Annotated in this window: 20 protein-coding genes; 11 read left to right on the top strand and 9 right to left on the bottom strand. The window is 56.7% G+C overall.

Features of this window, described 5'->3' with window-relative positions; all coding sequences use genetic code 11:
- The first annotated feature begins 12 nt into the window (after positions 1 to 12).
- Positions 13 to 720, top strand: a complete 708-nt coding sequence (gene pgl, locus EUU23_RS05530; RefSeq protein ID WP_160353059.1) for a 6-phosphogluconolactonase — start codon at positions 13 to 15, stop codon at positions 718 to 720.
- A 90-nt stretch (positions 721 to 810) separates the two neighbouring features.
- On the opposite strand, the gene EUU23_RS05525 is transcribed toward pgl, so the two are convergent.
- The 6 genes from EUU23_RS05525 to EUU23_RS05500 form a co-directional block, all read right to left on the bottom strand.
- A complete protein-coding gene (locus EUU23_RS05525) occupies positions 811 to 1,197 on the bottom strand; it encodes a PilZ domain-containing protein (RefSeq protein ID WP_160353058.1) in 387 nt (128 codons plus the stop codon).
- 169 nt (positions 1,198 to 1,366) lie between these two features.
- Positions 1,367 to 1,732 carry an RNA polymerase-binding protein DksA gene (gene dksA, locus EUU23_RS05520; protein ID WP_246156304.1) on the bottom strand — a complete coding sequence of 122 codons (366 nt, stop codon included), beginning with the start codon at positions 1,730 to 1,732 and terminating at the stop codon, positions 1,367 to 1,369.
- 399 nt (positions 1,733 to 2,131) lie between these two features.
- On the bottom strand, positions 2,132 to 2,461 hold the full coding sequence (locus EUU23_RS05515) for a hypothetical protein (RefSeq protein WP_160353056.1): 330 nt from the start codon (positions 2,459 to 2,461) through the stop codon (positions 2,132 to 2,134).
- 27 nt (positions 2,462 to 2,488) lie between these two features.
- Positions 2,489 to 3,271: a hypothetical protein gene (locus EUU23_RS05510; protein ID WP_246156120.1), complete on the bottom strand. Its 783-nt coding sequence runs from the start codon at positions 3,269 to 3,271 to the stop codon at positions 2,489 to 2,491.
- 147 nt (positions 3,272 to 3,418) lie between these two features.
- Positions 3,419 to 5,758: an ATP-dependent Clp protease ATP-binding subunit ClpA gene (gene clpA / locus EUU23_RS05505; RefSeq protein ID WP_160353055.1), complete on the bottom strand. Its 2,340-nt coding sequence runs from the start codon at positions 5,756 to 5,758 to the stop codon at positions 3,419 to 3,421.
- Between the two features lie 128 nt (positions 5,759 to 5,886).
- Positions 5,887 to 6,084 (bottom strand): DUF1192 domain-containing protein, encoded by a 198-nt coding sequence (locus EUU23_RS05500; RefSeq protein ID WP_160353054.1) that lies wholly within the window; start codon positions 6,082 to 6,084, stop codon positions 5,887 to 5,889.
- A 76-nt stretch (positions 6,085 to 6,160) separates the two neighbouring features.
- Here EUU23_RS05500 and EUU23_RS05495 point away from each other — a divergent pair, with 76 nt between their 5' ends.
- The gene (locus EUU23_RS05495; protein ID WP_160353053.1) at positions 6,161 to 7,159 is read left to right on the top strand and encodes an NAD(P)H-quinone oxidoreductase; all 999 of its coding nucleotides are present in this window, start codon (positions 6,161 to 6,163) and stop codon (positions 7,157 to 7,159) included.
- Here EUU23_RS05495 and EUU23_RS05490 read toward each other — a convergent pair.
- On the bottom strand, positions 7,156 to 8,115 hold the full coding sequence (locus tag EUU23_RS05490) for an alpha/beta fold hydrolase (RefSeq protein WP_160353052.1): 960 nt from the start codon (positions 8,113 to 8,115) through the stop codon (positions 7,156 to 7,158). The genes EUU23_RS05495 and EUU23_RS05490 overlap by 4 nt on opposite strands.
- Before the next feature lie 161 nt (positions 8,116 to 8,276).
- Here EUU23_RS05490 and EUU23_RS05485 point away from each other — a divergent pair, with 161 nt between their 5' ends.
- Entirely contained in the window at positions 8,277 to 8,978 is a 702-nt protein-coding gene (locus tag EUU23_RS05485) for a DUF1013 domain-containing protein (protein ID WP_246156118.1), read from the top strand.
- Positions 8,979 to 9,023: 45 nt separating this feature from the next.
- Here EUU23_RS05485 and EUU23_RS05480 read toward each other — a convergent pair whose 3' ends face one another.
- A complete protein-coding gene (locus EUU23_RS05480; RefSeq protein ID WP_160353051.1) occupies positions 9,024 to 9,332 on the bottom strand; it encodes a type II toxin-antitoxin system RelE/ParE family toxin in 309 nt (102 codons plus the stop codon).
- Positions 9,329 to 9,601, bottom strand: a complete 273-nt coding sequence (locus EUU23_RS05475; protein WP_246156116.1) for a CopG family ribbon-helix-helix protein — start codon at positions 9,599 to 9,601, stop codon at positions 9,329 to 9,331. Before EUU23_RS05475 ends, EUU23_RS05480 begins: the two co-directional genes overlap by 4 nt.
- Before the next feature lie 423 nt (positions 9,602 to 10,024).
- On the opposite strand from EUU23_RS05475, the gene EUU23_RS05470 reads away from it, so the two are divergent.
- From EUU23_RS05470 to EUU23_RS05435, 8 genes are all read left to right on the top strand, one after another.
- A complete protein-coding gene (locus tag EUU23_RS05470) occupies positions 10,025 to 11,134 on the top strand; it encodes an MBL fold metallo-hydrolase (RefSeq protein WP_160353050.1) in 1,110 nt (369 codons plus the stop codon).
- A gap of 17 nt (positions 11,135 to 11,151) precedes the next feature.
- Complete coding sequence (locus tag EUU23_RS05465; protein ID WP_160353049.1) at positions 11,152 to 12,834, top strand: long-chain-fatty-acid--CoA ligase; 1,683 nt, start codon at positions 11,152 to 11,154, stop codon at positions 12,832 to 12,834.
- A gap of 92 nt (positions 12,835 to 12,926) precedes the next feature.
- Positions 12,927 to 14,042, top strand: a complete 1,116-nt coding sequence (dinB, locus tag EUU23_RS05460; protein ID WP_343032682.1) for a DNA polymerase IV — start codon at positions 12,927 to 12,929, stop codon at positions 14,040 to 14,042.
- 57 nt (positions 14,043 to 14,099) lie between these two features.
- Complete coding sequence (locus tag EUU23_RS05455) at positions 14,100 to 14,744, top strand: TetR/AcrR family transcriptional regulator (RefSeq protein WP_160353048.1); 645 nt, start codon at positions 14,100 to 14,102, stop codon at positions 14,742 to 14,744.
- Between the two features lie 38 nt (positions 14,745 to 14,782).
- The gene (locus EUU23_RS05450; protein ID WP_160353559.1) at positions 14,783 to 15,724 is read left to right on the top strand and encodes a nitronate monooxygenase; all 942 of its coding nucleotides are present in this window, start codon (positions 14,783 to 14,785) and stop codon (positions 15,722 to 15,724) included.
- Between the two features lie 8 nt (positions 15,725 to 15,732).
- Entirely contained in the window at positions 15,733 to 16,128 is a 396-nt protein-coding gene (locus EUU23_RS05445) for a ribose-phosphate pyrophosphokinase (protein ID WP_246156114.1), read from the top strand.
- Positions 16,125 to 17,453, top strand: a complete 1,329-nt coding sequence (locus tag EUU23_RS05440; protein WP_160353047.1) for a phosphotransferase family protein — start codon at positions 16,125 to 16,127, stop codon at positions 17,451 to 17,453. The genes EUU23_RS05445 and EUU23_RS05440 overlap by 4 nt, the downstream gene beginning before the upstream one ends.
- Positions 17,454 to 17,597: 144 nt before the next feature.
- Positions 17,598 to 18,863, top strand: a complete 1,266-nt coding sequence (locus EUU23_RS05435) for an acyl-CoA dehydrogenase family protein (RefSeq protein ID WP_160353557.1) — start codon at positions 17,598 to 17,600, stop codon at positions 18,861 to 18,863.
- Positions 18,864 to 18,869 lie beyond the last annotated feature (6 nt).

The following is an 18,869-nucleotide window of genomic DNA, read 5'->3' as shown; positions in this document are numbered from 1 at the left end:
AGTAACAAGCGCATGGCCGAAGAAGTTGAGTGGTGGGATTTTGATGCTGCCGAAGATCTGATCGACGCGGTTGTCGGCGATGTCAGCTTCATCATTGAAAGCGCGCTCGACGCGCGGGGGCAGGCGCTGGTCGCTTTTCCCGGCGGCTCGACGCCCAAGCCGATCCTTGAAAAGCTGGCGCAAGCGAACATCCGTTGGAAAAGCGTCACGATCATCCCGACCGACGACCGGCTGGTCGCGGTGGACAACCCCTTGTCCAACGTCGCGATGATCGCGAAGATATTCATTCCAAAAGGTGCGCGGGTCTTGCCGATTACCAGCGACGCCGCCGATCATAAACTCGCCGGAAATGCCGCAAATGCTAGGCTTGCCGACCTGCATTGGCCGCCTGACCTTGTCTGGCTGGGCATGGGCGCGGACGGGCATACCGCCTCGATCTTCCCCGGACCTGATCTTAACGATGCGCTGAACGGCGGCAAAGATGTGCGTGCCGTGGGCGTTGCGCCAGATCCTTTGCCAGAAGAAGCGCCCGTCAACCGCGTGACCCTGACCGCCGCCGCCATTGCCTCTGCACGGACGACCATCATCGTCATATCAGGTGCAAAGAAGCGTGAAGTCTTGGAAAAGGCAATTGAAGACGGCGCAAATTCGACCAGCCCGGTCGGGCAGGTTTTGGAACGGATTACCATTCCGGTCGATATCTATTGCCTTGATGCGTAATGCTGGCGCGGTGAAGGTTGGGGACCGTCCCCGTATAGCGCAACCTTGGGGACTGTCCCTTTAGGGACTGTCCCCAATAAACCCGCGCAATTATACCCGGCGCATTTTGCCGGGCGCGGCGGGATTATTGAGCTTCTTCAGATAATCGGGCATTTCCAGATCGCCATTACCCACAGGTTTGCGGGCGTCTTTCGGGTTGATCGGGTGATCAAAGGCGATGCCGATCCGGCCATCGGTGACCCATGCGACATGTCCGCTGATCCAGCCAATACTGCGTAAATGGATTTCCACCGGTTCGCCGCGCGCCACGCGCATCGGGGCTTCGGCCATCAAGCCCCCTGCTGACAGGTTGCGAATTCGCACTTCGCGATCATCGACGACGCCGTTGAACCGCAGAACGGCTTTTAGCAAAAGGCTGTCGCGATTATTGCCGCGCTTGGCAGTTGCCGGATTATCAATTTTCAACAGATCGTTCATATCGCGCTACCAAGGAAGAATTCGTCTTCATGTTATGCGATAAGTGTGGCAGCGAAATGTAGCCAAAAGGTTAATAGCCACCCGATCCCGAAGGATTTCTCCCTTGGTTGATTAACCAAAGCAGGAACTGGTCCGTAACGATGAATTGCATGCGTTCACAGCCAGATTGTCAGTCGTCGCGAGATACGCGTTCCTGCCGTTCGTGGCGTTCCTGCGCTTCCAAGGTCATGGTCGCGATGGGGCGGGCGCGCAGGCGGGCGAGCGAAATGGGTTCGCCAGTGACCTGGCAATAGCCATATTCACCCTCGGTGATACGGCGCAAAGCCGCGTCAATCTTGGAAATAAGCTTGCGCTGCCGGTCACGGGTCCGCAGTTCAATGCTCCAGTCCGTCTCGCTTGAAGCACGGTCGTTGAGGTCGGGCTCGCGGATCGGGCCGTCCTGCAACTGGTTCAGCGTGCCTTGCGCTTCGGCAAGAATGCTGTTTTTCCAATCGACCAGTTGCTTTTCAAAAAATTTCAATTGACGGTCATTCATGAACGGCTCGTCATCCGCCGGAACATAAGAAGGATCCAAATCAATATTTAAATTTTTGATTTCACTGGAATTTTCGTGAGGCTTGGCGCTGGCGCCCATTATGAATTCTCCACCTCTTGCGGCCCGGGGGGAACCACGGAATCCCGCTTAAATTCAACTCTCGGGCGGCGATATAGACTCGGGTCCATAGGCGCACAAGCGGCAATTTGCGCGACGGCCAATTGCGACGCGAAAAGCAGTGGAAATCATGTCCGCGGGTAAATTGTCGCCATGTAAACAGTTCCAGTTCGGGACGATTTGTCTTTTTCCCACTGAAATTCGGCAATTTTCGAAGCGTAGCCTGTCCAAACAGGGTTAATAGAATTGAGCTTCACCAATAGATCTGCCTTTCTCCATAAATCAGAAGACGCGAAATGGGGTCCGTCTCTGCGACTTCGATTCTGCCCCAATGCTGAAGAAGGTCGAGATTATGTCAGTACGCATGGCTTTAGCGAAATTATGTGCCTGCACCTGTGGCGGCGCATTGATTGGTGGCGGCGCGATGCAAGTCGCCGATACCCCACCCGCGCAAGTGCACAAGGTTGTCAAAAAGAAGGACAAGGTCCGCAAGATCGCGCACCATGTACCGGTCCGCAAAGTCAAGCGCGTCCGCAAAGTCGTCCGCACCACCACGACCAGCACCTGCACACCCAGCGTTGTCACAGTCGCGAGCCAGGGCATGCCGCCCATTCCGGTCCCGTTCCTTCCCTCTCAGCCTTATGAAGGCGGCGGCGGCGGCGGCGTTCCTGTATTGATCGGCGGTTCGGGCGGCTTTGGCGGCGGCTTTGGCGGTGGATTTTTTGGCGGTTTCTCCGGCGGCGGTGGCGGCGGTGGAAGCATTGTGATTTCGTCGACCTCCAGCAGCACGGGCGGAACGAGCAGCGATGGCGGCGCGGCGGGCGCTTCGAGCGGAACGCCGATCGGATCTTCCGGCGCATCGAGCAGCAGTGGGTCATCCAACGGCACATCGATTATCATCAACAACAATAACAGCAACACCAGCACCGGCGGTTCAAGCAGCACATCCACCGGTGGGTCGAGCACTTCAAGCACATCGGGCGGCGTTTCCACATCAACAGGTGGCGTCAGCACCTCCACTGGCGGCGTTTCAACTTCGACCGGTGGTGTATCGACGTCAACAGGCGGTGTTTCGACATCATCGGGCAATGTCAGCACATCAAGTGGTGCGGTGACCAGTTCCGGTTCCTCCTCTTCATCCAGCTCGTCGTCATCGTCGAGTTCGTCGTCGAGCAGCAGTTCGTCCTCGGGCGGCGGCTCAGACCATCCCGGTGGTTCGGGCGGCAGCAGCGGATCTAGCGGATCATCGTCCAGTTCGTCATCCGGCGGCTCGTCAAGCTTTGGCGGCAGCACGTCTTCATCCTTTGGTGGATCATCCTCCTCGTCAAGCAGCTCTTCTTCATCCTCCAGTTCGTCATCTTCGTCGAGCGGTGGATCGACGGGCGGCTCCACCGGAGGCACCGATGTTCCGGCCCCGCCCATGGTCCTGCTCTTCGGCGCAGCCGCAGCCGGCCTGCTCGCCCGCCGCCGCGCGGCGAGGAAATCTAAGGATGTTATAGCGGCTTAGGGTCTGAAACTACGTTTTTAAGGAGTGGCCACCGGAAGAAGTGGCCATCCCTGTTCCTCACATCACTCCGCCTTGCTGGCCTTACCCGTTGCCTTTTTGGGTGCCTTGGGCTTGGCGGCTTTGGGCGGGGCGGGGGTTATTTCGAAGACTGGGGCGCCGTCTTTCATATGGACCGCCACTTCGCCGCCATGCACCAGTTTGCCGAACAATAGCTCCTCGGCCAACGGCTGCTTGATCTTTTCCTGGATCAGGCGGCCCATCGGGCGTGCGCCATAGAGCTTGTCGTAGCCGCGCTCGGTCAACCAGGCACGTGCCTCGTCGTCGAGCTTGATATGGACATTCTGGTCGGCCAGTTGCAGTTCAAGTTGCAGAATGAACTTGTCGACCACGCGTGCCACAACCTCGGTCGGCAAATAAGCAAATGGTACCTGAGCATCCAGACGGTTGCGGAATTCAGGGGCGAACAATTTCTTCACCGCCTCGTCGCCGGCATCTTCCTTGCTGATATTATTGCCGAAACCGATGCCTTCCTTCGCCATATCGCTGGCACCGGCATTTGTCGTCATGATCAGGATGACATTGCGGAAATCGACCGTCTTGCCATGATGATCGGTCAGGCGACCATTATCCATCACCTGCAGCAATATGTTGAACAGGTCCGGATGGGCCTTTTCAATTTCATCGAGCAACAGCACGCAATGCGGGTTCTGGTCGACCGCATCGGTCAGCAGGCCGCCCTGATCGAACCCGACATAGCCCGGAGGCGCACCGATCAGGCGCGAGACCGAATGGCGTTCCATATATTCGCTCATGTCGAAACGCTTGAGCGGGATTCCCATGATTGAGGCAAGTTGCCGCGCAACTTCGGTTTTGCCGACGCCGGTGGGGCCGGAAAACAGATAATTGCCAATCGGCTTGTCGCCATCACGCAAACCGGCGCGCGACAATTTGATCGCGCTTGCCAATATTTCAATGGCTTTGTCCTGTCCAAATACGACCCGTTTCAGATCCGCTTCGAGCGAGCCCAGCGCCGTCTTGTCATCGCTCGATACATTTTTCGGCGGGATACGTGCAATGGTGGCAATGACCGCTTCGATTTCGCGTGCAGTAATCAGCTTGCGCCGTTTGGACGGGGCGACCAGCATCTGCATCGCGCCAACTTCGTCAATGACGTCGATGGCCTTGTCCGGCAATTTGCGGTCGTTGATATAGCGCGCGGACAGTTCCACCGCCGCCTTCAGCGCGTCGGGCGTGTATTTGACCTTGTGATGTTCTTCAAACGCGCTGCGTAATCCGGCGAGAATTTTGATCGTGTCTTCGATTGTTGGTTCGTTGACGTCAATTTTCTGGAACCGGCGCAACAGGGCGCGGTCCTTTTCGAAATGGTTGCGGAATTCCTTGTAGGTCGTCGACCCGATGCAGCGGATGGTGCCGCCTGAAAGGGCCGGTTTCAAAAGGTTCGACGCATCCATCGCGCCACCGCTGGTCGCGCCAGCGCCGATAACGGTGTGGATTTCATCGATGAACAGGATCGCGTCGGGTAGCTTTTCAAGCTCCGATACAACGGCCTTCAACCGTTCTTCAAAGTCGCCGCGATAGCGCGTACCTGCCAGCAACGCGCCCATGTCGAGCGAGTAGATGACGGCGGGCAACAGCACTTCTGGAACCTGCTTTTCGACGATACGCCGTGCAAGTCCCTCGGCAATGGCGGTTTTGCCAACGCCGGGTTCGCCCACATAAAGCGGATTGTTCTTCGACCGGCGGCACAGGATCTGCACGGTGCGGTCAACCTCTGCACTACGGCCGATCAACGGGTCGATGCGGCCCTGCTTGGCCTTTTCGTTCAGATTGACGGTGAACTGGTCGAGCGCGCCTTCTTTCTTTTCCTTTTTCGACTTGGTGTCCTCTGGCTCTTCACTTTTTTGTTCGCTGCCCTGAATTTGGCGCGGTTCGGCCAGCTTGCCATCTTTGCCTATGCCATGGCTGATATAGGATACCGCGTCGAGGCGGCTCATATCCTGTTGCTGCAGGAAATAAACGGCATAGCTTTCCCGTTCGGAAAACAGCGCAACCAGCACATTTGCGCCGGTTACGACATCCTTGCCGGAACTTTGCACATGCAGAATGGCGCGCTGGACAACGCGCTGGAATCCACTGGTCGGTGACGGGTCGACCTTGCCATCGACGCGCAGGCTTTCCAGTTCGCTATCGAGATAGGTCATCACAACATCGGACAATTCGCCCAAATCAACGCCGCAGGCCTGCATCACCTTGGCGGCATCGGCATCGTCGATCAGCGCAAGCAGAAGATGTTCCAGCGTCGCATATTCATGCGCGCGGTCACCGGCGTGCTTGAGCGCGTTGTGAAGCGTGGCTTCCAGCGATTCCGCAAATGATGGCATGGCGTTGTTCCTTAAACTGGGGTCGCTGAATTTCTAATTCTCTATATCGGTTCCGGCTTTTGCGCTTTCAACCGCCTCGAAGAAGATAACGGCAAATGCGTGAAAAATTCATTCTTTTCGCTGATCTTTCATTTCCTGAACAACGCATCGGCGGCGCTGCGATGGCGGGTGGCAAAGGCGATTTTGCCTTCGCAACGGGTGATTTCGGATTTCAGGGTTGCGATGCGGGCTTCCAGCTCGTTAACCGACAGAGGGTCCAGATCCTGCCTGACCAGCAATGTCAGAGGATCATCACGGCGGAGGGGTAAATTCTCGTCGCTTTGCATATTTTGTAGTGTTGACTGGACCGAGGTTGCTGTCAATAAGTTCCCGCTGTAACGGGCGCAATTTTGGGGGGTCGGCATGGCAGAATTGCCACAGATGATGATGGCGATGGAGATTTCCGCGCCGGGCGGCCCCGAAGTGCTTACACCCTGTCAGCGTCCTGTGCCTGCGCCGGGTGAGAGGGAGGTCCTGCTGAAGGTCGCTTATGCTGGTGTAAACCGGCCCGATGTCATCCAGCGCAAGGGTCTTTATCCACCCCCGCCGGGCGCCAGCGACTTGCCCGGCCTTGAAGTGTCGGGAACTATTGTTGCTGTTGGCGATGGCGTCGGTGGGGCCGAAATCGGCGGGCGATATTGCGCGCTGGTTTCAGGTGGCGGCTATGCCGAATATTGCCTTGCGCGGTTTGACCAATGCCTGCCTGTTCCTGTATCACTCGACATGGCACAGGCTGCGGCGATGCCTGAAACTCTGTTCACCGTCTGGCACAATGTGTTTGAACGCGGCTATGCCCGCGATGGCGAAATGATCCTGATCCATGGTGGCACCAGCGGCATTGGTACAATGGCGATCAAATTGGGTAAATTGTTCGGGCTGGATGTTATTGTAACCTGTGGTTCGGACGAAAAATGCAATTCTGCCAAGGCGTTGGGTGCCGATCAGGCGATCAATTATAACGACACCGATTTTGTTGATGAGGTCAAGCGACTGACCGACGGGCAGGGCGTTCATATCGTGCTGGACATGGTCGCCGGCAGCTATGTCGCGCGCAACTTGCAATGCCTGCGCGACGATGGCCGTCATGTGACCATCGCGGTGCAAGGCGGGATGGTTGCCGAAATCAACATTGCACAGATTATGGTGCGCCGCCTGACACTGACTGGATCAACCTTGCGACCGCGTTCGGCGCAGTTCAAGGGGCTGCTCGCGCAGGAAATTCTTGCCAATGTCTGGCCTATGGTCGCCGAAGGGCGGCTGCGTCCGGAAATGGACCGGATTTTCGCGCTGACCGACGCTGCCGACGCCCACGCGCACATGGAATCGGGCGATCATGTCGGCAAGATTGTGCTCGCGGTTTAACCTTCGGTAATGCCGCCGAGCCAGGCTTGCACATCTGCCGCGCTTTGTTCCGGCACTTCTTCCATCGGGATGTGCCCGACCTTGGGATAGATGACGAGCTTGGCTTCGGGTAAGGCATCAGCGAACCAGTGCGCCGAACTGACCGGAATCAGATTATCCTCTTCACCCCACATAATCATCACCGGCACCTTGATGGCCGCCAGTCCCTGTTTCGACGCCTGATGGTTGTTGTGCGGCAGGGCAAAGCGCTTCATCGTCGCTTCGCGATTGCCCGGGTAGCGGTTCAGTTCCCAATAGCGGTCGATCAGCGCATCGTCGATTTTGGATTGTACCGACATCGATGTCTTGATGCTCGATTCAAACATGCTGCGCGGGGCGATGAAGCGGGTCAGTTCCTTGACCACCGGCATTCGCGCCAGACGGAACCCGATGGGTATCTTGCGCGCCTGCCATTGCGGCGCCCCCGCGGCGTCGATCAACAGCATCGCGTCGGTTTTTTCAGGATGGGCGAGGGCAAACATCCACGCGGTACCGCCACCCATGGAATTGCCGCCAATCACTGCAGATTTGACCTTTAGACGGGTCATCAACCGGTCAACGACGTCGACAAAAACGGGATAGTCATACACGCCGCCGGGATGCGCGCCGGTCAGGCCATGCCCCGGTAGGTCGAGCGTGATGATGCGATAATCCGCGCCTAAAATCTTCACCCAAGGTTGCCATGTATGAAGCGAGGCGTTGGAGCCGTGGATCAGGACGATAGCGCGCCCGTCGCGCTTGCCTTCATCACGGAAATGGACCGTCAGGCCGGGTTGCAATTCGGCAAATTGGGACGCGCCACCGCCATATTTGGCCTTCATCGCCGCCGCATCGGTGTCGGGCGCATAGCCCCACAGAAACAGCCCCGCAATTGCGAGCACGACCAAAATCCCGAACCATTTCAACAGCCGTTTCATAAGTTTCTCCCGCTTTTTCAGAATGAATGCACCCGAGTTGTTCCCGGCGCAAGTGCCATCGCGGATTGCGGCTTGCCGATTGCGCGAACTTGGCCTAATGTCTTCGACAACATATTCAGGCCGCGCCGCAAGGTGCGGCCCTTATTATTGGAGCAATAAAAATGGCCACCCCCTTGATGCAGCACGCGACCGCCGCCTGGCTGGTCGACAATACCGCGCTCAGCTTCTCGCAAATCGCCGAGTTTTGCGGGATCCACATTTTGGAAGTACAGGCCATGGCGGACGATATGACCGGCTCCAAATATACCGGCCGTGACCCTGTGCACGCTGGCGAACTGTCGATGGACGAAATTGAAAAGGGACAGGCCGACGAAGACTATGTCCTGAAAATGTCGAAAGGTCCCGATCAGGTCCGCCGCACCAAAGGCCCGCGCTATACGCCGGTGTCAAAGCGTCAGGACAAGCCCGATGGCATTGCCTGGTTGCTGCGGAACCACCCTGAGATTTCCGATGGCGCGATTTGCAAATTGATCGGCACCACCCGCAACACGATTGCCGCCATTCGTGAACGCAGCCACTGGAACATCGCTGAAATCCAGCCAAAGGATCCAGTCACTCTGGGCCTGACATCGCAACGTGAACTCGACGCCATCGTGACCCGCGCCGCGAAAAAGGCCGGCATCGACAATAGCGCCGCCGATGACGCGCGTCTCGGCACCGACCGCGAAGCCTTGATCGAAGAACTTCGCGCCGAACGCACTGAGGCCGCCCGCAAGGCAGAAGCCGCATTGAACGGTGAGGAAGACGAAGTCGCAAAGCCGGAGCTGACCGCGGATACATTGTTCAAGAAAACGGGCGAGTAAACCTCGGCCATAAGCAAATCATCTCCAATATTATCGGTTAAAGAGTCAAGACGGCCAGTTTTCTTCATCCCAGTTTCTTGACGTATGAATTACGCGCAAAATCGCGACTATTTCGCGTCCTTGATTCAGGATTAACGCATAGGCAATGATATAGGGCAAGCGGCTTACTGATTTTTCATATGTACCGCTGACCCGGCCTGGTCGCCCGGTTGCAAAGTCTGACAAAGCATCGCCCGTCTTGCGGAGCGTATCAACGATTTTATGTGCGGCATCGGGATTTTCAGCCGCAATGTAACCGAGATGTTGTTTGAGATCATCAAGCGCATCTCGTGACCAAAAGACCGCCCGTCTCATCCACGTCCGCTAGCAGATATATCTGTAATTACAGCAGATAATTCTTCCATAGCTATATCGTTGGGAACCAAATTTCCTGTATTTATGTCGTTGAGCCCACGTTTGATTCCTTCGACAATAGCCACTTCTCGCGCGACATAATGCGCGACAGCTTCGCCTGCCAGAAAAGCGCGGCTTCGCTTAGTAGCCTGAGCCAGTCGGCCTAATTGCGCCTTCGTTTCAGGAGTCACGCGTATCGTCATAGTCGATGTGGGTGCGGTTTCGGTCAATTTGTGCTCCATTGTACTCATTTGTATTTATTGATAGCACAAAAAAAGTTGATCGGCAATTTGGTGTATTTGTTCGACCCCTACCCACCTTCACCCTGAAGCCCCATCTACCGTCACCCCCGCTCCCTCCACCGTCACCCCCGCTCCCTCCACCGTCACCCCCGCTCCCTCTACCGTCACCCTCCGCTCCCTCCACCGTCACCCTGAACTTGTTTCAGGGTCCATCGTGCAGCGGCTCCGTCGGTATGAGCTAAGAGCAACCTCGCGTCGCAGCATGGCTTGTCACTACAGGTCGGGTGAGGGCTTACCAATAGACCCTGAAACAAGTTCAGGGTGACGGCTGCTTAAAATTGATGCTTGTCTCTTCGAACCTTCCCTAACGTCAGCATTGCCTTAACCGCGTGATTAAGGCACGGCTATGCAATGGCACCCAAAACACCCCCCGCATATGATGCTTCGCTCGCCGACCACGGCTTTGAAGCGAAGGAACTCAAGGGATTGACCTATCCCCTGGGCGACCATGCCCCGCAATATGGCGAAATCTATCAGCTTGCGCCTGACCTTGGCTGGACGCGGATGCCGGTTCCGGGGAATTTGTCGCATATCAATCTGTGGCTGCTTGATGATGATGCGCCGCAGGGCAATGGTTATGCGATTGCCGATACCGGCCTGTTCCTTCCCGATGTGGTCGATTACTGGAAATCGATGTTTGCAGGGCCGTTGTCGCAACGGCAACTTACGCGGATTTTTGTAACCCATTTCCACCCCGACCATGTCGGATGCGCGGGCTGGTTGGCCAATAAATTCAAGGTTCCGGTGTGGATGAACCGCACCGAATGGTTGTTGACGCGGTTGCTGGTCAACGAACAACTGGAACATCCACCCGAAGATATTTTGAGGCGCCGGAAATTATACGGCTATGATGACGAACGGCTGGACAAGATGCGAAAGGGCGGTTGGGGCAATTTTGCCCGGGCGGTTTCGCGTTTACCCAGCGGGCATCATCGGCTGGACGACGGCGCAACAGTGCGGGTCGGACATCGCGACTGGCACATCTTGACAGGCGGAGGGCACACGCCAGAGCACGCCTGTATGGTCGATCACCGCAATGGGGTGATTATCGCAGGCGACCAGATTTTACCGCGCATCACATCAAATGTGTCGATCATGGATAGCGAACCGGATGCAGACCCCTTGGCCGAATGGTTGGCGTCGATTGCGAAATTCCGGGCGGCCTTGCCCGCAGATATGCTGGTGCTGCCCGCCCATGGCTTTCCGTTCAATGGCATCCACACTCGTCTGGACCGATTGGCGGCAGGCCATCATGAGCAGCTTGACCGGTTGGAGGCGGCGCTTCGAACCAAGGAAATGCGCGGCGTAGATACGTTTGGCCTGTTGTTCGGGCGGCCGATTGATGACAGCATGTATGGCCTTGCTACAGGTGAGGCGATGGCGCATCTGCGGTATCTTGAACGCGCCGGCCGCGCCACAGTCGAGGTCCGTGACGGCGTGGGCTGGTATAGTTCAAAATAATATCGCATCGTGGCAATATGACAAACAGCATCTGGCAAAGCCATTATCTCCACCCGACCAAATGGGACCAGCATTTTGCACCGCTGGCCATGCACGATATGTTTTTCCAATCGGCAGAGCGCAGGGGCACGGCCGCTTTGGCGGACTTTATGGGCCGCAAATATAGCTATGCCGAAATGGCCGAAAGCGTACGGCGCGTGGCCAAGGGCCTGCAGGACAAGGGGATAGGGAAGGGCGATCATATTGGCCTGTTCCTGCCCAATGTGCCGCATTATATCGCCGCTTATTATGGCGCACTTGCCGCCGGGGCGACGGTGGTCAATTTTTCTCCGCTCTATTCGGTGGACGAGCTGGCGCATCAGGTGGCCGACAGCGGGACTTCGATCCTGTTCACCGTATCGGCGGCGGCGCTTTTGCCGACCGCCATCAAGGTTTTGGACAATAGCAGCCTGAAGGAACTGGTGGTGGGTAGCATCGCCGAAGCCTTGCCACGGGCCAAAAGCTTTGCCTATCGCCTGTTCAAGCGCAAGGATGTCGTCGCCATTCCGGCCGATAGCCGCATCACCACCTATGCAGCGCTTACCAACAATGAAGGGGATTACAGCGTCCAAAGCTGCGACCCTGAAAAAGACATTGCCCAGTTGCAATATACGGGCGGCACCACGGGCGTGCCCAAAGGGGCGATGCTGAGCCACCAGAATATCACCGCCAATGCACGTCAGATCAATATGCTGGACCCGCACAGCCGGATCAACATGCCGGACAATCCGGCACCCGACCGCATATTGGGTGTATTGCCATTTTTCCATGTGTTCGCCAACGCGACTGTTTTGAATCGGACCATTTATAATGGCGGCGAAATCGTCATGCTGCCACGCTTTGAAGCGAAGGCGGCGCTGGCGGCGGTGAACCGGACCCATGTGACATCGCTTCCCGGCGTGCCGACCATGTATCAGGCGTTGCTTGACTGCCCCGATATCGCAAAAACCAATTTCACCAGCCTGCGCGCCTGCATTTCCGGCGGCGCACCTTTGGCCGCCGAGTTGAAGGCGCGCTTTGAAGAACGCAGCGGTGCCGTCGTAATCGAAGGCTATGGCCTGACCGAAAGCTCCGGTGTGGTCTCGTGTAACCCCTATGAAGGGCTGAACAAATTAGGCAGTATCGGCCAGCCTATTCCGGGCACTGATGTCAAACTGCTCGACAAGGAAGACCCCACCAAGCCCGCCCCCGAAGGCGAGCCGGGCGAGTTGGTCTTTGCAGGGCCACAGGTCATGTGCGGCTATTGGAAACGGCCCGATGCCGATGCCGAAGTGTTCGTCGGCAAATATCTGCGTACCGGCGATGTGGCGACGATTGACGAGGACGGCTTCATCCATATTGTCGACCGCCTGAAAGACATGATCGCGGTCGGCGGGTTCAAGGTTTTTCCCAGCCAGGTCGAAGATGTGCTCTACAAGCATCCCGCGGTGAAAGAGGCACTCGTGATCGGCGTACCCGACGCCTATCACGGCGAAATGCCGCGCGCCTTCGTGACACTGCAAGACGGTGCCACGGAAGATGGCGCGGCGCTGATGACATGGCTGAACCCGCAATTGGGCAAGCATGAGCGGGTGCAGGCCGTTGTGGTTCGGGAGGCTTTGCCCAAGACGATGATTGGGAAGCTGGACCGGAAGGCTTTGCGGGCGGAGATTGAGTGTTAGGCGTTCTTCCTTCTAGCTAAAAAACTTCAGGCCAAAAATCCCGCAGGCGATTTTCCATAGCAATCCCCATAACATCCCCATAATCCACCCTAGTGCCCAAACACGACGCCCCGCCGCCTGTCCGCAAGATCATCCATGTCGATATGGATGCCTTTTTTGCGAGCGTGGAGCAGCGGGACAATCCGGAATTGCGGGGCAAGCCCGTTGCGGTCGGCGGGTCGTCCAAACGGGGCGTGGTGGCGGCGGCGAGTTATGAGGCGCGGGCCTTTGGTGTCCGTTCGGCCATGCCCTCGATTACGGCGCAGCGGCAATGTCCTGACCTGATTTTTGTAAAACCCCGCTTTGAAGCCTATCGCGCAGTATCGCGGCAGATCCGCGATATCTTTGCCCGGCACACCGACCTTATCCAGCCGCTGTCGCTCGATGAGGCCTATCTCGATGTGACGCAGGACAGACAGGGCATTGGCTCTGCTGTCAAGATAGCCAAGGCGATCCGTGCCGCGATCCGCGCCGAGACCGGACTGACGGCGAGCGCGGGGGTCAGCTATAACAAATTTATCGCCAAGCTGGCCAGTGACCAGAACAAGCCCGATGGATTGTGCGTCATTTTGCCTGAACAGGGCGCGGAATTTGTCGCAAGTTTACCGGTGCGGCGCTTTCATGGCGTAGGGCCACGCACGGCGGAGAAGATGGCGAAACTCGGCGTACATACCGGCGCCGACCTCGCGCAGAAGGACGAGGCCTGGCTGGCGCATCATTTCGGCAGTTGGGGCAGCTATTTGTTCAAGGCGGCGCGCGGGATTGATGACCGGCCGGTCAACGCCAATAGCGTGCGTAAATCCTTAGGCGGGGAGCTGACTTATTTTGACGACAAACGCAGCGAGGATGAACTGCGCGAGGCGCTGGACGAGATTATCGACATCGTGTGGGACCGGATCGAACGTTATCAGGCCAAGGGCAAGACATTGGTGCTGAAGGCGCGCTATTCGGATTTCCGCACGGTCACCCGGTCGCGGACTTTAGGGCATCTATTGGCCGACCGGGCCGAGTTCACGCAATTGGGCCATGCCTTGCTGGACCAGATATTGCCGGCGGAAATGGGGATAAGGTTGCTGGGTTTGACCTTGTCCGGACTGGTTGGCGATTCTGGCGATGTCGACGATGCGGCAGGGCAGGGTCGATTTGCGTTCGACGGCATTGAAGATTGAAGATATTCGCCATATATCACAAAACTGTTGTGCACATATAATACAGGAACCCCCCCCATGGCCCGCCCCCAAACTGATATAGAGGCTGGAAGAGCCGAGTTGCTGACCGTCGTCGATGATCTTGTTCGAAAACGCGGTGCAGTCGATATTTCCATGACTGACCTTGCCGCTGCGGCGGGAATGTCGCCGTCCAACCTCTACCGCTTTTTCGAAAACAAAGAGGCTTTGCTGGAGGCGGTGGCGGAACGGTTCTTTGAAGACAAGAGCAAGATCATGGTCGAGGTAACTGAATCCGACTTACCGGTGCGTAATAAAATGTATGAATTTTTTGCGCGGCGGTTCTTGGTGATGGTCCAAAAATATGAGGCGGAGCCTGACCTGCTGAAAAGCTACCTCGAAATCGGCCAGCAACATTTCGAAGTCGTGCGCGGCTATGTCGACCTTGGCGACCATTATCTATCGTTGATCGTGGCCGAGGCGATGGAGCAAGGCTATTTTCAGGGTCTGTCGATTGACGAGACGGTGTCGCTCATCAATCAAATGATACATTGTTACACGAATCCTGAGTCCATCATCTATATCGGAACCGGCAAATTGAGGGTCGAAAAACTGGCCCATATCGTCGATGCAATGTTCAACGGATTGGGCGTGCAAGCTTCAGCCGAATTAACAAAAGAATCCCATATTAAGATAGTGTCTTGAAAATATTGATTATTTTATAATCTGGCAGGAGAGCGGCCATTACCAAGATCAGTAACCGCATTACTCAGTTATTGGGCGTTGAATATCCCATTGTTCAAGCCCCGATGGGCTGGATCGCCCGCGCCCAATTGGCATCGGCGGTGTCGAATGCGGGCGGTTTGGGGATAATCGAAACCTCGTCCGGCCAACTGGAGGAGGTGCGCGCCGAAATCGTCAAGATGCGGGAACTGACCGATAAACCCTTTGGCGTCAACATCGCCCAAGCCTTTGTCCGCGACCCGGGCATCGTAGACTTCGTAGTCGATCAGGGCGTGAAATTCGTGGCGACGTCGGCAGGTGACCCGAACAAATATTGCGGCCCGTTGAAAGCGGCGGGCTTGACGGTGTTCCATGTCGTCCCGACGCTGGCGGGTGCTTTGAAAGCGATTGACGCTGGCGTCGATGGTCTGGTGGTTGAAGGCGGCGAAGGCGGCGGGTTCAAAAACCCGCGAGACGTCGCATTGATGGTCTTGCTGCCGCTGATCCGCAGCAAGGTCGACGTCCCGATTATCGCCGCCGGTGGCATGGTATGTGGACGGACGATGGCGGCGGCCTTTGCCTTGGGGGCTGAAGCTATCCAGATGGGCACCCGGATGGTCAGCGCGGCGGAATCACCAGTGCACCAAAATTGGAAGGACGCCATCATTACCGCCAAGGAAACCGATACGCTGTTCCTGAACCGGCACGGCCCCGGCCCGGCGCTGCGCGCGCTGCGGACCGAGCGGACGACGAAGCTCGATCTGGAGCCGACGGACAATATCATGGGCGAAATGCGTGGGGTTCTCGACCTTTATTTCGGTGGGGATATGGAGGCGGCTATTGCCCTGTCGGGGCAGGTGGCCGGACGCATTGACGAGGTTAAACCTGCCAAGCAGATCATCGACGAGGTCATCGCCGATTTTCACGACATCATGGGGCAAATGGCCAAGACCTATTCATAGGAGGATAATTGGACGCCGTTCTTGAAGATTTTCTGAGCGATCCGGCGGCCGATCTTTCCGCGCTGCACGATGTTGCGCGGATCAAAGGCCTGTTGGAACAGTGCGCGAGGGATGGCAGAGCGATCAGCTACTCCGAATTGCTCCTCACCCTCGGTTTCCGCTTCACCCGGCCAAAAATGCGCGCCGTTTGCAAGACGGTCGACCGGATCGACATGCTGACCGCACAGGAAGGCGCGCCCGCGCTGGCGGTGTTGGTGGTCCGCGAGGGGGATGGACTACCGGGGCAGGGCTGGTGGACCGGCCGGACCGATTATCAAGGCCAATGGACCGGTCCGCAGGCGCAGGCACATATCGCCAAGCTGCAAAGTAAAGTCTTCGCTTACTGGAAGGGGCGCGGGGGATGACCGAGATTTTCGCGGCGAAACTGCTTCGATTTGTAAGGCGCAAACTGGGCGGAAACGGTTCGATAGACGAGCTCAGTCGTCTGTCTGGCGGCGCCAATATGGAAAGCTGGTCCTTTGATTATGCAGGTCAAGGCTATGTCCTGCGCCGCGCCCCTTCCGCTGAATTGATGGTGGGGCGCGTTTATGGCCATGATGTCGAAGCCGCCGTGGTGCGTGCTGCCTTTGCAGCCGGAGTGAAGGCACCTGAAATAGTGGCGGAGATTGTTTCCGGCGATGATTTGGGAACGGGCTATCTGATGCGGCGCGTCGATGCCGAGGTTAATCCGACCCGGATTCTGGCAGATCCGCCCCCGACATTGCTTGCCGATTTTGCCCGCGAACTGGCACTGATCCACAATGTGTCGAGAGACGCTTTGCCGAATTTGCCTGTTACAACCGGGGAAAGTTTGCTGGCAGAACTCAAGGCCCGGTTTCTTGCTTTTGGCGGTGACCGTCCGGTCATGGCGTTTGCGTTGCGTTGGTTGGACGATCAATGCCCGGTCGCTGTCAATCCGGTGCTGCTGCACGGTGATTTCCGCATGGGCAACATCATGGCCAACGCGCGAGGACTGGCGGTGGTGCTTGATTGGGAACTCGCGCATTTGGGCGACCGGCATCAGGACCTCGCGTTTGGCTGCATTAACAGCTGGCGCTTTGGACATATTGATCGCCCCGCTTTTGGCCTTGGTCAACTGGATGTGTTTTGGGCAGAATATGAAACCGCCAGCGGTGTCGCCGTCGACCCGAACCGTTTCCGCTGGTGGCTGGTCTACGCGACTTTATGGTGGGGTATATGTTGCCTTCAAATGGCCGATATTTGGCGCAATGGACTAGACACCGGATTGGAGCGCGCAGTGATTGGCAGGCGTACTTCGGAAACCGAAGTGGATCTGTTGCTGCTTCTGGAACTTGACGCGCCCGCAGCAGAGCGTGGCTCTGTCATGATCCCTTCCACCACCGCAGTCCGACGCACCGGTGAACCATCCGCTTTCGAAATGCTGGAAGCGATCGCAGGTTGGATTGAAAACGAGGTCAAGCCAATGGCACAGGGCAGAGACCGGTTCATGGCCTCGGTCGCGCTAAATGCATTGGGTATGTTGCAGCGGGAATCTCAGCATCAAACCACATTATATGACAAAACCTTGTCCGACGACCTGCTGGCTGGGCGAAAGTCATTGGCGACACCTGGTTTGCTTGCCCAGTTAAAGCAACAATCGTTGCAGAAATTGCGGGTAGACCAGCCGAAATATTCGGCACTCGCCAAGGCAATCGAGCTTTGGATTTAATCGTGCAATTAAATCTTCTTGAAAAGCCGGGCATGCCCTGTCAACTCGCCCACTATCGTTTGGATTCATTGGATGGCAAAACCAGCGGAGAGGCTGAAAATCTGCCTGATTTTCTGCGGTTTTCGCGGCAAGGGAGAGAGTAAAATGTTATTCGCAATTCCAAAGGAAATCACCGACTATCTCACCACTCTCGACGAATTTATCGAGCGCGAAATCAAGCCGATAGAAAACCGCGACGACAATATCCGCTTTTTCGATCATCGTCGCGAACATGCCCGGACCGACTGGGACAATGACGGGCATCCACGCGCCGATTGGTGGGCGTTGCTGGCCGAAATGCGGCAGGTTGCGGACCGGGCAGGCCATTATCGCTATGCCATTCCGAAAGAATATGGCGGGCAGGACGGCAGCAATCTGGCGATGGCGGTCATCCGGCATCATCTGGCGCACAAAGGCCTAGGTTTGCACAATGACTTGCAGAATGAGAGCAGCATTGTCGGCAATCTGGTTCAGGTGCTGATGCTGCGTGATTTCGGAACAGAGCAACAAAGGCGCGATTTTATCCCGCTTATGCTTGAAGGCAAAATGGGGTGGAGCTTCGGTCTGACCGAAGAGCATCATGGCAGCGATGCCACGCATATGGACACGCGGGCAGTGCCGGAAGTACGAGATGGCGTGGCCGGCTATTGTATAAACGGCAACAAGATGTGGACCACCGGCTTGCCTTATACCTCGCATGTAATGACATTTGCCCGCACAAATGGCGATAATGGCAAGGCACGTGGCATTACCTGTTTCGTCGTCCCAACGGATGCCGCGGGGTTTGAAATTGGCGAATATCTGTGGACATTCAACATGCCCACCGATCACCCGAAGGTGAAATATACCGATGTATGGGTTCCTGAAAGCGCAATGTTGGGGGAATTGGACAATGGCCTCGCCGTCGCGCAGCATTTCGTACATGAAAATCGCATTCGGCAGGCGGCGTCGTCCCTCGGCGCGGCGCAATATTGTATCGACGAGGCGGTGAAATATGCGCGGGAGCGCAAGCCTTTTGGCAAGCCGCTTGCCGTCAATCAGGGCATCCAGTTTCCGCTTGTGGAGCTTCAGACTGATGCAGAAATGCTCCGTCTGTTGATCTATAAGACAGCGGCCGAAATGGACATGATGTCCAAACCGGACGTGGCCGTCCGCTTGTCTGACAAGGTCAGCATGTGCAATTACAAGGCCAATCGTCTTGTCTGCCATGCCGCAGATTTCGCCATGCAGGTTCATGGCGGCCTTGGCTATTCACGGCACAAACCGTTTGAGCATATCTATCGCCACCACCGGCGCTATCGCATTACCGAAGGCGCCGAAGAGATACAGATGCGTAAGGTTGCCGGTCATATGTTCGGGTTTATGGGTTAGGGGCGA

The sequence above is a fragment of the Sphingorhabdus profundilacus genome (assembly GCF_009769755.1).
GTDB lineage: Bacteria > Pseudomonadota > Alphaproteobacteria > Sphingomonadales > Sphingomonadaceae > Sphingorhabdus_B > Sphingorhabdus_B profundilacus.
The sequence above is the reverse complement of the archived record's forward strand: the minus strand, read 5'-3'. Positions and strand labels throughout refer to the sequence as shown.

What these genes read in the sequence shown, in the direction of transcription:
- pgl (WP_160353059.1), top strand. Translation starts at nt 13, where the DNA reads ATGGCCGAAGAAGTTGAGTGGTGGGATTTTGATGCTGCCGAAGATCTG.
- EUU23_RS05525 (WP_160353058.1), bottom strand. Translation starts at nt 1,197, where the DNA reads ATGAACGATCTGTTGAAAATTGATAATCCGGCAACTGCCAAGCGCGGC.
- dksA (WP_246156304.1), bottom strand. Translation starts at nt 1,732, where the DNA reads ATGAATGACCGTCAATTGAAATTTTTTGAAAAGCAACTGGTCGATTGG.
- EUU23_RS05515 (WP_160353056.1), bottom strand. Translation starts at nt 2,461, where the DNA reads ATGGGCGGCATGCCCTGGCTCGCGACTGTGACAACGCTGGGTGTGCAG.
- EUU23_RS05510 (WP_246156120.1), bottom strand. Translation starts at nt 3,271, where the DNA reads ATGGGCGGGGCCGGAACATCGGTGCCTCCGGTGGAGCCGCCCGTCGAT.
- clpA (WP_160353055.1), bottom strand. Translation starts at nt 5,758, where the DNA reads ATGCCATCATTTGCGGAATCGCTGGAAGCCACGCTTCACAACGCGCTC.
- EUU23_RS05500 (WP_160353054.1), bottom strand. Translation starts at nt 6,084, where the DNA reads ATGCAAAGCGACGAGAATTTACCCCTCCGCCGTGATGATCCTCTGACA.
- EUU23_RS05495 (WP_160353053.1), top strand. Translation starts at nt 6,161, where the DNA reads ATGGCAGAATTGCCACAGATGATGATGGCGATGGAGATTTCCGCGCCG.
- EUU23_RS05490 (WP_160353052.1), bottom strand. Translation starts at nt 8,115, where the DNA reads ATGAAACGGCTGTTGAAATGGTTCGGGATTTTGGTCGTGCTCGCAATT.
- EUU23_RS05485 (WP_246156118.1), top strand. Translation starts at nt 8,277, where the DNA reads ATGGCCACCCCCTTGATGCAGCACGCGACCGCCGCCTGGCTGGTCGAC.
- EUU23_RS05480 (WP_160353051.1), bottom strand. Translation starts at nt 9,332, where the DNA reads ATGAGACGGGCGGTCTTTTGGTCACGAGATGCGCTTGATGATCTCAAA.
- EUU23_RS05470 (WP_160353050.1), top strand. Translation starts at nt 10,025, where the DNA reads ATGGCACCCAAAACACCCCCCGCATATGATGCTTCGCTCGCCGACCAC.
- EUU23_RS05465 (WP_160353049.1), top strand. Translation starts at nt 11,152, where the DNA reads ATGACAAACAGCATCTGGCAAAGCCATTATCTCCACCCGACCAAATGG.
- EUU23_RS05455 (WP_160353048.1), top strand. Translation starts at nt 14,100, where the DNA reads ATGGCCCGCCCCCAAACTGATATAGAGGCTGGAAGAGCCGAGTTGCTG.
- EUU23_RS05440 (WP_160353047.1), top strand. Translation starts at nt 16,125, where the DNA reads ATGACCGAGATTTTCGCGGCGAAACTGCTTCGATTTGTAAGGCGCAAA.
- EUU23_RS05435 (WP_160353557.1), top strand. Translation starts at nt 17,598, where the DNA reads ATGTTATTCGCAATTCCAAAGGAAATCACCGACTATCTCACCACTCTC.